Origin of the sequence: Hymenobacter nitidus, from assembly GCF_020447315.1 — a bacterium.
Lineage (GTDB): Bacteria > Bacteroidota > Bacteroidia > Cytophagales > Hymenobacteraceae > Hymenobacter > Hymenobacter nitidus.
Genome location: NZ_JAJADQ010000004.1, coordinates 24,866 through 37,823, shown reverse-complemented (window position 1 = coordinate 37,823; position 12,958 = coordinate 24,866). Strand labels below are relative to the sequence as shown.

Annotated in this window: 10 protein-coding genes; 4 read left to right on the top strand and 6 right to left on the bottom strand. The window is 62.2% G+C overall.

What is annotated here, in order from left to right; all coding sequences use genetic code 11:
• Positions 1 to 40 precede the first annotated feature (40 nt).
• Positions 41 to 475, bottom strand: coding sequence for a YtxH domain-containing protein (locus tag LGH70_RS23810; protein ID WP_348533740.1), 435 nt, complete (start codon positions 473 to 475; stop codon positions 41 to 43).
• 253 nt (positions 476 to 728) lie between these two features.
• Between LGH70_RS23810 and LGH70_RS08485 the strand changes: the two genes are divergently transcribed.
• The 3 genes from LGH70_RS08485 (at position 729) to LGH70_RS08475 (ending at position 2,397) form a co-directional block, all read left to right on the top strand.
• Positions 729 to 977, top strand: coding sequence for a Kazal-type serine protease inhibitor family protein (locus LGH70_RS08485; protein ID WP_226184789.1), 249 nt, complete (start codon positions 729 to 731; stop codon positions 975 to 977).
• A gap of 12 nt (positions 978 to 989) precedes the next feature.
• Positions 990 to 1,358, top strand: a complete 369-nt coding sequence (locus LGH70_RS08480; protein ID WP_226184787.1) for a cupin domain-containing protein — start codon at positions 990 to 992, stop codon at positions 1,356 to 1,358.
• Positions 1,359 to 1,539: 181 nt separating this feature from the next.
• Positions 1,540 to 2,397, top strand: a complete 858-nt coding sequence (locus LGH70_RS08475) for a dienelactone hydrolase family protein (protein WP_226184778.1) — start codon at positions 1,540 to 1,542, stop codon at positions 2,395 to 2,397.
• A 62-nt stretch (positions 2,398 to 2,459) separates the two neighbouring features.
• Here LGH70_RS08475 and LGH70_RS08470 read toward each other — a convergent pair whose 3' ends face one another.
• The 5 genes from LGH70_RS08470 to LGH70_RS08450 all read right to left on the bottom strand — a co-directional run bounded on the left by LGH70_RS08470 (position 2,460) and on the right by LGH70_RS08450 (position 12,149).
• Complete coding sequence (locus tag LGH70_RS08470) at positions 2,460 to 5,204, bottom strand: alpha-L-rhamnosidase-related protein (protein WP_226184776.1); 2,745 nt, start codon at positions 5,202 to 5,204, stop codon at positions 2,460 to 2,462.
• 140 nt (positions 5,205 to 5,344) lie between these two features.
• Positions 5,345 to 6,898 (bottom strand): M28 family metallopeptidase, encoded by a 1,554-nt coding sequence (locus tag LGH70_RS08465; protein ID WP_226184774.1) that lies wholly within the window; start codon positions 6,896 to 6,898, stop codon positions 5,345 to 5,347.
• A 146-nt stretch (positions 6,899 to 7,044) separates the two neighbouring features.
• The gene (locus LGH70_RS08460; protein ID WP_226184766.1) at positions 7,045 to 7,467 is read right to left on the bottom strand and encodes a response regulator; all 423 of its coding nucleotides are present in this window, start codon (positions 7,465 to 7,467) and stop codon (positions 7,045 to 7,047) included.
• Between the two features lie 81 nt (positions 7,468 to 7,548).
• Positions 7,549 to 9,771 (bottom strand): PAS domain-containing sensor histidine kinase, encoded by a 2,223-nt coding sequence (locus tag LGH70_RS08455; RefSeq protein WP_226184764.1) that lies wholly within the window; start codon positions 9,769 to 9,771, stop codon positions 7,549 to 7,551.
• Positions 9,772 to 9,914: 143 nt separating this feature from the next.
• Positions 9,915 to 12,149 (bottom strand): xanthine dehydrogenase family protein molybdopterin-binding subunit, encoded by a 2,235-nt coding sequence (locus tag LGH70_RS08450; protein ID WP_226184762.1) that lies wholly within the window; start codon positions 12,147 to 12,149, stop codon positions 9,915 to 9,917.
• Between the two features lie 127 nt (positions 12,150 to 12,276).
• On the opposite strand from LGH70_RS08450, the gene LGH70_RS08445 reads away from it, so the two are divergent.
• The gene (locus tag LGH70_RS08445) at positions 12,277 to 12,918 is read left to right on the top strand and encodes a DUF6348 family protein (RefSeq protein WP_226184760.1); all 642 of its coding nucleotides are present in this window, start codon (positions 12,277 to 12,279) and stop codon (positions 12,916 to 12,918) included.
• The last annotated feature ends 40 nt before the right edge of the window (positions 12,919 to 12,958 follow it).

The following is a 12,958-nucleotide window of genomic DNA, read 5'->3' as shown; positions in this document are numbered from 1 at the left end:
GAAACGGGGCCGTTTGTGCATCAGCTGCGCTGTAGGTGGCTTACAGGTCGTTCAGCAGCTTGGTGATTTCGCGCTTGCCTTTGCCCAGCTTGGACTGCAGGCGGCCTACCAGCTCGTCGCCTTTGCCTTCGGTGTACTCCAGGTCTTCGTCGGTGAGCTGCGCGTACTGCTGCTTCAGCTTGCCTTTCGACTCGTTCCAGTCACCTTTCAGGTTCAGGCTGCTGCCTACGCCGGTGATGCCCATATCCTCGAGCTTCTCCACGTAGCCTTTGAACTTCGAGTCCAGCTCTTCGCCATACTTCGAGAGCTGCTCGCCCAGAGTGCCGCTGTATTTGGTGGCCGCGCTACGCAGGTTTTCGCGGGTTGCCTTGCCTTTATCGGGAGCCATCAGCATACCGGCAATGATACCGGCGCCAGCGCCAGCCAAAGCAGCCAAAAGGATTTTACCGGAGTTGTCTTCTTCGTGATACGACATGGTGTTGAGGGAGAATAGATGAATGATTGAACAGTGGTCGGTCGGACTAGTTCGTGTGTGGTAGAGGCCCTGCGCCCCCTAAATTGCCTGGGGCAAGCTCGGCGGCAGTGGGGCCATTCTGCCTGCCTATACGAAGCCAGACGGCCGGGGTTATGGCCGCAAGCTAAAAAATAGTCAAAGCAGAATATCTATGTTACCGTTACATATTTGCAGCAAGCTCGTTAGTGAGTTTCTGACCTTTTATTTCTTGCTCATGCTCCGATTTGGCGCAGCCACTCTGCTGCTTTTCTCGTTTCTGGCCTGCAACCGGGCCACGCCACCTGCTGCCACTACCGTTCCGTGCATCGACCCGGCCAAAATCAGGCAGGATGTGGCCTGCACCATGGACTATACGCCGGTGTGCGGCTGCGACGGCAAAACCTACGGCAACGCCTGCGTGGCCACCAACGCCGGCGTAACTTCCTTCACCAAAGGCGAATGCCCATCCTCCACAACCAACTAACACCTGCCGCTCATGTCCGAAAAAAGGTATTTCCGCCAGCAGAACCCCTTTCGCGTCCCGACTACCGACGGCAAGCTCATTGAGGAGCACATCGGCTTGGCCAGCACCCAGACCGGCCAATACAGCGTGGCCCACATGGTGGCCCCGCCCCAGTGGAGCGAGCCCCACCAGAACCCGCAGTTCGACGAAATCACCATCGTGGTGCGGGGCCGCAAGCAATTCGAGGTCGACGGCGACGTGATTGAATTAGGCGCCGGCGAGTCGCTGCTGATTAAAGCCGGGGCCCGGGTACGCTACTCCAACCCCTTCGACGCAGAGTGCGAATACTGGTCGATCTGCGTGCCAGCCTTCTCGATGGACACCGTGCACCGGGAAGCGTAGCAACGCGGTGTAAAGTGGTGGATTGTCACTAGTTAAGACCCCATAAGTGCCCAAATTCAGGAGAGCTCAGCGGCCGGGTGCTGTTGAGCTTTCTTTGCTTTCAACAGTCTTATAGGAAGCTTAGCCAAACGGCGGCTTCTGCCTATATTACCGGTAATTACCCGGCCCTAACGTTTCCCGCATGGATCAGCGCATTATCAACCTGTTTGACGAATACACCCATAAGCCGCTCTCGCGCAAAGATTTTATTGAGCGGCTGGTGAAGCTGACCGGTGGCATGGCTCTGGCTATGTCGGCCCTCTCGATTCTGGACCCAGGCTACGCTGAGGCCGCCACCGTTGAGGAAACCGACAAGGACCTGGTGCTGGAGGAAGTGACCTGGCCCGGCGACGAGGCCACGATGAAAGGCTACCTGGCCCGCCCTAAAGGCCGCAAGAAACGGGGCTCGGTGGTGGTTATCCACGAAAACCGGGGCCTGACGCCCCACATCAAGGACGTGACGCGTCGCGTAGCCAAAGCCGGCTACTTGGCGCTGGGCGTCGATGCGCTGTCGCCGCTGGGCGGCACGCCGGCCAACGAAGACGAAGGCCGTACTTTGATTGGCAAGCTGGATGCCGTGCAGAACCTGGGCAACTACCTGCGGGCCCTGAACTACCTGCGCAGCCGCCCCGACAGCAACGGCAAAACCGGCTGCGTGGGCTTTTGCTGGGGCGGGGCCCTGGCCAACCAACTGGCTGTCCACGACTCACAGCTGAACGCGGCCGTCGCCTACTACGGCATGCAGCCCAAGGCCGAGGACGTGGGCCTGATCAAAGCCACCGTGATGCTGCACTACGGGGGCCTGGATGAGCGGGTAAACGCCGGGGCCGCAGCCTACGAAGCCGCTCTGAAAGCCGCCCACGTGCCGTACGAGCAGTACATCTACGAGGGAGCCAACCACGCCTTCAACAATGACTCCTCCCCGGCCCGCTACAATGCGGAGGCTGCTAAGCTGGCCTGGGACCGAACCCTGCGGCTGTTCAAGGAGAAGCTCGCTTAACACGAAAAAGGCCCGACAGCTACCTGCCGGGCCTTTTTTAATAGTGCTGTTTAGCATTGCCGCTACTCAATTCTAGTAACCCGCAGATAGTCAAGCATGGCTTGATTTACGGTGCCGTGCATGTTCTCATTGGCGGGTTCCAGCGCCAGGGTTAGTGGGTGGCTACCCTTCTCCAGGCGTACCAGCACCGGGTTGGTGAAGCCCCAGTTCGACCACTCGTCTACGCCGCGCTGGGGCAGCACCACGGTACCCAACAATTGCCGGCCGCGGCGTAGCGTCCGGATGCCGCACTTGTTGCTGGTGTTGATGGGGCCGTTGCCGTTGGCGTAGCGGAAGTCTAGGGCGTAGAGGCCGGCTTCGGACACGGTGATGGGCACTGCCAACACTTTGTTCTGAGTTTTGCTGATTTCAACGAAGCCCGCGCCGGTGTAGCCTTGGTACGGCTTCCCAGCCCTGGACTTGGCATTTCCCAGGTCGTAAATGCGCCGCAGCTTATCGGCCCCGACGGGCAGCGGCTCACTGGCAAACGACTCGAAACCCTGCGCATCCACGGCCAGCACCTGATACTCGGCGTAGCCTGCGGTAAGCGGCACGGCAAACTCGGGGGTGGTCGTGCGGGCCGCAAACTGCCCATTGCGCAGCACTTGGTACGCTTTGGCCCCTTCCACCGGCTGCCAAGTCAGGCTACCATTGGCGTAGCGCACGGCCGGCGTAGCCGGCGACACATGGTGGGCCACCTGACTGACTTTATAGTCGGGCTCGGGCGCGCTGTTTACCAGCTTGATGCGCACAGTATGGGCGCCGGTCAGCGTGCCGGGCACGGCGGCATTAGGCAGCGGCTGGCCGTCGAGCGTGATGGTGTCGATGCGCTTGCCGTAGCCTTCCAGCTCGATATTAAGCACGGCTTGGCGGTATTTAAAGCCGGTGAGCTTGCGCGTGCCTTGCAGGGACCGAGGCACGAAAGGCCGGAACACGAGCTGGTCGGCTTCGAACTGCATGCCGAACAGGCCCTTGTATACCAGCCCCAGGCTGCCAGACAGACTCCAGAGCATCACGCTGCTATTCACTTGCGTGCCGGCAAAGTCGCCGTTGCTGGCCACGAAGTTTTCCTTGTTGGTAAGAAACAGCGCGGCGGGTCGGGCCACGGCGGCCAGGCTGGCCATGAAAGCTGCTTCATTGCCGACCTGGGCGGCGGCCAGCCCCCAGTAGCTCTGCACGAAGGGCCACACGGCGTTGTTGTGGTAGGGCGGAATGTCCGGAATCTGGGGGTAGATGCAGGGAATGCCGTAGTCCATTGTGGGAGTACTGGCCACCACCCTTTTGGCCCGGGCCTCGTCGGTAATGCCAAACAAGACGGCCAGGGCTTCGCCTAATGCTTCCGCTTTTGAGGAAATCTGCTGGAAGGTGCGTCCGTAGCGGTACTGGCCGTAGTAGCCCTTTTGTTCCAGCCACAAATGCGCATTCATGCCCGATTCGATGCGCTTAGCCTGTTCACGGGCCAAGCGGGCAACGTCGTTTTGTCCTAACTTATCGGCCATCCAGGCCAGCACCTGGTGGCCTTGGTAATGCACAGCGTTGGTTCCCAGACTTTCTGATTGGTAGATGTCGCTCGGCTGCATCCACTTCGGGTAGGTCTGCTCGCGCCAGTCCAGAAACGACGATTCGCCGCGCACGAGGCCGGTTACGGGGTTGTAGGCGTTTTGCCGGTCATCGTCGATGGACGCTTTAATGATAGGATACACCTTGCGCAACCAGGCTTCGTCGCCGGTGGTTTTGTAGATTTCCCAGGCGGCCACTGCCCAGATTATCCGGTCGGTGGAGCATGGGTAGGCCCCGCCGGTGCCGGTGTCCTGAATGATGCGGCCCGCGGGCGTGACTTTGCGCAGCAGGTTGGTTTTGGCTACCTCGGGCTGCAGCGCGGCCTGGGCCAGAATAATAGAGTAGCTGATGTCGCGCGTCCAGACGCCGGCCCACTCCTGGCCCGTGCGGAAGGTCCCGTCGGGTTCCACAGCCCGCTTGGCTTCTTCCAGGGCCAGATTATACAGCGCATCCAGCAGCGGGTAGTCGGAGGTGAGCTGCGGAAACGAGGAGGTATCCAGCGTCGGCTGCCACTGCGCGGCCGTGGTTTTGGCGTTGGCGTGGGCATTGAGCACGATGGTCGTTTCGTAGATGCCGTTGCCGTCGGGGTCTTGCAGCTCCAGTTGGGGCTTGTTGCCCAGGTTATCGAAATCCCAGCTCAGGGGCACGGTGTTGCCAGCCACATACACGTGCTTCAGGTCAGCTTTGTACAGTTTCTGCCCGTTGTAGAGCTGGTAAAAGCCCTGCTTCTCAAACGCGGCCAGCACGGGCCGCATGTCCAGCCGGATTTTGAGCGGCGTATCGGGCGCCAGATAGGTGTTGGCGGGCACCGGCGTTTGGTCCACGTACTGCTGACCAAACATAAGCAGCGGCGTTTCCAGCGGCTGCCCGTCCCGGGGTATGGCCACCACCGTGTGGTCCTGGCCGGGCTGCATTTCATTGTCCTGGCCATTGAGGCTGAACTTGAAGCTTACCCGTGGGCTCTGAAACGCGTTGGCCGGGCTTTGGTAGCTCGAGGTCAGGGCGGTGCGCGAAATGGCCCGCGCCACGTGGCGGCCCTGCACCAGACTGTCGCGGTAGAGCGTGTAGGCCGCCGACTGCCACACCGGCGCTACAGCAGCCGTGGCGGGTGTGGCGGCCGGAACTGGGGAAGTATTCTTGGTCATCTGGCAGGATGCTAGCGTGAGCAGAGGCAGAACTATGCAGGCGCAGAAGCGGGGAGAATTCATATGGGAACAAGTGGGGCGGGAAGCTCTAAGCTACGCGACCGGGAGGACAACGCGCCACCTCCCTCCTATACGCGCATGAAAAGGCCCCACCGACGCGGCTGGTCGGCGGGGCCTTTTCAGTAGACGGGTACCGGCAGAAGCTACTGGGCCTTACCGGCCGTCGGCTGCGGCTTGCGGGGCAGCATCTCGTCGCGCATGGCGGCCTGGTACACAAACGTGGCGACAACCACCGAGGCCTGCTTGAGGTCGTCGGCGGGCAGCCGCTCGTAGGTGTCCATGTTGGTGTGGTGGGTGCGGGTACCGTAGTCGAGCGGGTCCTGAATGAACTGGAAGCCGGGCAGCCCCACCGCATCAAACGAAAGATGGTCGGTGCCACCGGTGTTGCGCAGCGTCACGGTAGTAGCGCCCAGATCGGCCAGGGGCTTGAGCCACTCGCTGAAAATTGGGGCTGCCGCCGCGTTACCCTGGGCATAGATGCCCCGGATTTTACCCGCGCCATTGTCGAGGTTGAAGTAAGCCGCCAGCCGGGCGTGCTCGGGCCGCAGCTGCATGGTGGCGGGGTCGGCGAAATGGTTTTTCACGTAGTTTTTCGAGCCGTGCAGGCCCTGCTCCTCCTCGCCCCACAGCGCAATGCGGATAGTGCGGCGCGGCTGCACCCCGGCGGCTTTCAGAATACGCACGGCCTCCATCATCACGGCGCAGCCCGCGGCATTGTCGGTGGCGCCGGTGGCGGCGTGCCAGGAGTCGAGGTGGGCGCCGAGCATCACCACTTCGTTCTTGAGCTTGCGGTCGGTGCCCGGAATTTCGGCTACCACGTTGTAGCCTTTCAGATCCTGGGTCTGGAAGCGGGTGCGGGTTTCCAGCTCAATTTCCACCGGAATGCTGGCCTCGGCCAGCCGAATCAGCCGTAGCTGGTCTTCGGGCGCCATTTCCATTTCGGGCAGCACAGGCTTGGCGTCGGGGGCATAAGGCGCGCCGTTGCTGGTAAAGAACGTCCCATCGGAGCCGCCCCGGGTGCTGAGCACGGCGGCGGCGCCCTCGCTCAGGTAAAAATCGGCCATCTTGGCGCGCAAAGCCAGCTGGGCGCGGCGGGCCGCCAGGCGGTCAGCGTCGGGGGCCGTAGCAGCCGCTGCAGCCGGCACCTCGGTCATCTTTTTCAGCTCCTCGGCCGTGTAGCGGCGGGCATCGGGCTCGAAGCCGGGCTTGGGCGGCGTGCCTACTTCCGTCAGCACGATTTTATCGCGCAGCTGGCCTTTGTACTTATCTAGGTCGGCTTCGGTGGCGGCTTTTACCACCACTACCGCTTTTTTCACGGCTCCGTTGGTCGAGGGCGTCCAGGCTTTGGGCGCCCCAATCATGGCGTGGTAGTAGGGCGCCGTCATGGCCACGTACGACTTCTCGATGTCCCAGCCCCGCCCAAACGTGCCCCAGGGCTCCACATTGGCATTTACCAGGCCCCAGCTGGCCAGCTGGTTTTTAGTCCACTCGTTGGCGCGCTGCAGGCCCGGGGAGTTGGCCAGGCGCGGGCCGCTCACGTCGGTCAGGTAAAAGGCGGTTTCCATCACGCGGGAGCGGTCCATGCCCTCATCCCGAATTTTGGTAAGAACGAGCTGGTCGGTTTTTTCGGCGCGCTGGGCGTGGGCGGCCGAAGTCAGCAGGCTGCCGGCAAGGAAGAGGAACGGTAGAGGACGCATAAGCAACGGCTAAACAAGGCTGGTTTCGAAGCTAAAGTAACGGATGCAGGCCGCCGCGTTGCAGCCGCCCGGTTTAGCCAGCCTTGCCTGCCCCTTCAATCGTAACTCACCGGCCCCGGGCCTAGCTGGCAAGCGCCGGGCCCTGCTTACTCGGGAAGTTGCTGGCCGAAATGATCCATCAGGATGCCGTTGACCTTTTCTTTCGTCAGCGGCTTATTCAGAAACCCGGCAATATTCAGGCTTTCCACCCGCTGCACGTCGCGCGGGTGAAGGGAGGTCGTCAGCACGATGATAACGCTGCGCTGGGGCTGTTTCCGCACCACGGGCAGCTCGTCGTAGGCAGCCAGAAAGTCGAAGCCGTTCATTACGGGCATGTTCACGTCCAGCAGAATCAGGGCTGGGCAGCCCTCGGGCGAGGGGCAGTTTTGCTCAATCAGGGCAAGGGCTTCCTTCCCGTTCAGGGCCACGAGCAGCTTATCGGTCAGGGCCAGCTCGTCGAGCAGGCGCTGGTTCAGAAAGTTCGTGATAGGATCGTCGTCGACTAACAGAATAGAGGCAAGAGCTGGCATGCGCAGGGATGGTAAGCGAAAGAGGGGCTTCAATAGCAGTGTTCTGCCCCAACTAATCTCCTAGCATACGTAACTCCCAACTTACTGTTTAAAATAAACCGTAAAGGTGGAGCCCACCCCGGCTTTGCTTTCCACGCTGATGGTGCCGCCGGCGTTGTCCAGTATCTTCTTAACCATATAGAGTCCGATGCCGGAGCCCTCCACATGGTCGTGGAAGCGGCGAAACATGCCAAACAGCGGTCGGTCCGGGGTCAGGTCAAGGCCCAGACCGTTGTCCTGCACGCGCAGCATCACCGCCGAGCCCTCGGGCTGGCAGTGGATGCGGACGCGCAGGGGCCGGGCCGGGTCGCGGTACTTGAGGGCATTGCTGAGCAGGTTATAGACTACGCTGCGCAGGTTTTTGCGGGAAAAGGGTACGGCGGGGCAGGTCTCCACCTCAATGGAGAGGTCGGCACCCGACTCCTGAATGGCGGGCTGCAAATCCAGGGTTACTTCCCGCAGAACCTCCTCGACGCTGACCATGGCCGCGGGCTGCTCGTTTTCCTTCTGCAGCTTGGTTACCTCGGTCAGGTGGTCAATCGTGTTCTTGAAGCGCTCCACCGAGTCTTGCATCATGCTGATGATGGGGCCCACCTGCGCGGCCGTGTGGGCCGGGGGCATATTCAGCTCTTCCAGCAGCACGCGCAGCAGCCCTTCAATGTTGGCAATGGGCGCTTTCAGGTCGTGGGAGGCGGTGTAAATGAAGTTGTCGAGGTCCACGTTGATGCGGGCGAGCTGCACGTTGGTAGTGTGCAGCTCGTCGTTGGCGGAAGTCAGGCCGGTATTGGCCTGAGCCACGCGCTGGCGGGCCAGCACCTGCTCGGTTACCTCGTAGGCAAATACCAGCACCCCGTCGATGTTGCCCTGCTCATCGAAGCGCGCCTGGTAGGTGAAGTTGAAGTACATGTCTTCCGGGGGCATGCCTTCGTGGCGGGCGGCCGGGGCCGGCACTTCCTTGCCCTGCACCGTTTCGCCGGTGGCATACACCCGCTCCAGCAGCTCTTGTACCGGGCTGCCCACCAGCTCGGGCAGGGCTTCCCAGATGGATTTGTTCTGCAGCCGCCGGCCCGGAAACAGCTGCTGGTAGCCCGGGTTTACCAGCTCGAACACCAGCGCGGGGCCGTCCAGAATGCAGATGGCCGCCGGAGCCTGCATAAAAAACTGCTCCAGCCGGGCTTTTTGCCGCTCGGCTTCGGTTTGGGCCTGCTGCACCTGCTCGGTGCGCATGGCGACCCGGTTTTCCAGCTCCTGATTCAGCTGCTGCAAAGAGTCCTGGGCCCGGAACAGCTCCTCGTTGTTGGCCCTGATTTCTTCGTTGGCGGCCTGCATTTCCTCGTTGGCGGCGGCCAGCTCCTCGTTAGCCGTGGCCAGCTCCTGGTTGGCATCCGTTACCTGTTGCCGGCTCTGCTCCGTCTGCTGGCGGGCCACTACCTGGTCGGTCACCTCGTAGGCAAACACCAGAATCCCATCGATGGCGCCGCTCAGGTTGCGCAGAGCCTGATACACGAAGTTGTAGTAGCGGTTGCCCAGCGTGCCCGAGTTGGCGTGGTCGAGCTGCACCAGCATTTCGGTGGCGTAGTAGGTGTGGCCCGAGCGGTAGACCCAGTCGAGCAGCTCAAAAATGGGCTGCCCCACCAGCTCGGGCATGGCCTGCCGAATAGGCTTGTCCAGAATTTCGCGGCTGCCCACCAGCTGCTGATACTGAGGATTCACTAATCGAAAAATGTGGTCGGGGCCCTCAAAAAGGGCAATCATGGCCGGGGCCTGCATCAGAATGCTGTGCAGCTGCTGGCGCTGCAGCTCGGCCTCGGCGCGGGCTGCCTTCTCCCGGGCCTGGCTTTCGCGCAGGGCTAGCTCGGCGTTGGTGCGGCGCTGGTTGACCGTGTCGGTGAAAATAATCAGCAGCCCGTCGCCCACGCGCTGAGCCGTTACCTCGAAGTAGTTGTCCAGCCCGTCGGCCTGGTAGAGAAACTCGTGGTGGCCGGCCTCACCCGACTGAAACGTGCGCCGGTAGAAATCGAAAACGCCGGAGGGCAGGCTGCCGGGCAGGTAGTGCAGAAACGACTCGGAGGGCTGCGCCGGCAAATCCAGCATGCGCTGCGCGGCCGGATTGAGCTGGAGCCGGCTTAGGTCAACGATGTCGTCGGAGCCGGGCTCCGCTACCACCGGGTACGCCAGGATGATGCCGTTCAGCGAGTTTTCCAGCAGACTGAGCAGGAGTGCTTCTGGAGGAAATACGGCGGACAGCTCGGAGGATAAATGCAATGGCAACACAACGATACAGGTGAATAAGGTTAAGATGCCAGGCTGAAAAAAAGTTTATCTGCGACCTGTGAATGGGTAAAATACGCAAGTTTGGCTACATCCAGTGCCTTAGCGGACCGCCCCGGGCCTGCTGCCCTACCCCGCTACACGGCCGGGCCCAGCAGCTTGTCGGGGGTGATGGGCAGCTCCCGGATGCGGCGGCCGGTGGCATGAAATACGGCGTTGGCCACGGCGGCGGTGAAGCCAATCAGGCCGATTTCGCCCATGCCTTTGGCGCCCATCGGGTCCAGGCGCAGGTCGGGCTCGTCGATGAACAGCACGTCGATATCGGGCACGTCGGCACTCACGGGCAGGTGGTATTCAGCCAGCTGCGGATTCACGTACCAGCCGTAGCGGTGGTCCATGCGGGCTTCCTCCATCAGGGCCATACCAATACCCCACACCACCGAGCCGTAGACCTGGCTGCGGGCCGTCTTGGCATTGAGCACCCGCCCCACATCCAGCGCCGATACCACCCGGCTGACGCGCACCACGCCGGTGGGCTCGTGCACGCGCACCTCCACAAAGTTGGCGCAGAACGACTTGCCGACGTACTTTTTCTGTTCCTCATCCGGCTCCACTTCCCGCGTCAGATCCAGACCCATCAGGTTGTGCTGGCGCAGGATATCGGCGTAAGACAGCTGCACTTTCGCGTCGCGCACCAAGCGCACCACCCCGTTTTCGGCCACAACGTCGGTTGGTTTCAGGCGCCGCTTCTGCCAGTCGGGAGTGCTGCGGGCCAGCGTCAGGAGCTGCTGCTGCACGGCCGCGCCCACGGCATGCACCGCCGTACCCACCGACACCGCCGTGTGGGAGCCAAACTGCCCCGGCGCGGGCGGCAGCCGGGAGTCGCCCAGCTCGAAGCGGATATTGCCCACGGGCACCCCGCTGGCCTGGGCCGCAATCTGGCTCATGATGGTAGCCGTGCCGGGGCCCGCGTCGGCGGTAGCGGCCTGCACCAGCAGGCGGCCATCGGCAAACAGCTGGGCGCGGGCCGCCGCCTTCTGCCGCTCCGACTTGTAAATTCCCATGCTCATACCCTGCCCGACCAGCCACTGCCCGTCGCGGGTGGCGCGGGGCTGGCGGGGGCGCTGGTTCCAGCCAAACTGGGCGGCGCCCCGCTCGTAGCAGGCGCGCAGCTGGTTGCTGCTCCAGGGCTTGCCGGTGGCCGGGTCAACGTCGGCGAAGTTCTTCAGGCGCAGGGCCAGCGGGTCCATGTTCAGGGCGTAGGCCAACTCATCCACCGCCGATTCGAGGGCAAACGAGCCGCTGGCCTCGCCGGGGCCGCGCGTCCAGGCCGGGGTGCTCAGGTCGAGGGCCACCAGCTGGTACTGGGTGTTGAGGTTGGGGCAGCGGTAGGCCGACTTGGTGGGGTCAATGATGCGCTCGGCAAACTCCTCGTGGCGGGAAGTCTGCCCCAGGGCCTCGTGCGTGATGCCCACCAGCTGCCCGTCGGCGGTAGCGCCGATTCCCACTTTCTGAATTGAATAGGGCCGGTAGCCCACCAGGTTGAACATTTGGTCGCGGCGCAAAGCCACTTTCACCGGCCGGCTCACCAGCTTGGCACCCAGAATAGCGGCTACTTCCTGGGGCCAGATGCGTGAGGAGCCCCCGAACGCGCCGCCCACGAACGGGGAGTACACCTGCACGCTGGCCTCGGGCAAGTTGAACATACGCATCAGATCCTGCTGGGCCACTTTCGGGGCCTGGGTTTTATTGTAGACCGTCAGCTTGCCCGCCTCCCACTGGGCAATGGCGGCGTGGGGTTCCATGGGGTGGTGCATCTGCACGGCGGTGCGGTATTCCTGCTCGATGCGGACCGGGGCCTGCCGGTAGGCGTTGGGCTGGCCGCGGAGGTGGTCGTCGGCTTTCTGGGGCTTGCGGCCCCGGCCGCGGTGGGCCGCTAGGTCGGTTTCGGGTGGGGTGGCGTCATACTGCACCCGCACCAGGGTGGCCGCGTGCTGGGCGCGCTCCAGCGTATCGGCAATGGCCAGGGCCACGGGCTGGTTGGCGAAGTGAATCTGCTCGTCGTGAAACACCCGGATTTCCTGGCCGGCCAGCCGCGGGTTGTTGTTGGCCTTGGCATCCTGGTAAGCCGGCACGCCGGGCGAGTTGCGGTAGGTGAGAACGGCCAGCACGCCGGGCGCCTTCTCGGCCGCCGTCGTATCGAGGCTCCGGATGCGGCCCCGCGCCACGGTGCTGGTCAGCAGCACGCCGTGCACCACGCCGGGCACGGCATGCTCGGCGGCATAGCGGGCCTGGCCGGTTACTTTCAGGCGGCCATCGACGCGGCTCAGGGGCTGGCCAATGCTGGCGGTGGTGGAGGCAGGGGTTTCCATAGGTCAGGGTCGGCCCGCCGGTAGCAGCAGCGGAGGAGCTTCTTTACGCGACAATTCGCCCTGCGTTTTCCGGTCTATATTACAGCACGTTTCCGCTTGCTACCGTTGCCACCCGTTTATGTCAAACGTGAATTCCCAGTTACAATCCTTATTCGAGCAGCACAGCATCAGCACGCTTGCGGTGGACGACAAGGTTCTGCTCCTAACCCGGCAGCCCACGCTGCTCCAGTCGCGGGTGATGTCCCGGCAGTTTCCCAACGGCGCTACGTCCCAGCTCGACGTGCGGCTGTTCATCAAAGACCTGGTGCTGGTAGAAAGCTTTGGTGACGTAGGCGAAACACCCGAGGCAGCTTTGGCCAATAATCTGGCAAATTTTGCCCATAACAGCCTGCATGTGTTCCTGGCAGCCCTGCAGGCGGCGGAACAGAATGACCAGGTAACGGTGGAAGACTGGCAGATCAACGATTTCCACTGGCGGGCCTATATTGGAAACTACGGCATCAAATCGACCAAAGGGCAGCTCGTGCCCGTGCCGGAAGAGCTATTCCCGCAGTTGGTTGGCCTTGTTCAGAGCTTACCCCTCACGCAGGACTACCATTGGTTTCGCTTCTTCGTTTCCAGTAATGACGGGCAGGTTTCCGCCCCTGAAGTTCTCTTTGACAACGACCCTTTACCTACCGCCAAACTAGAGTTTACCAATTTCACCTGGCCCCTTACACCTGATTTCTACAGCATCCGGTTGTTCCTGGTTCTGCGGAAAGTCAGCTAATACCATTCCGTCCGTTATGCCTCTCTGAAAAAACAAGTCT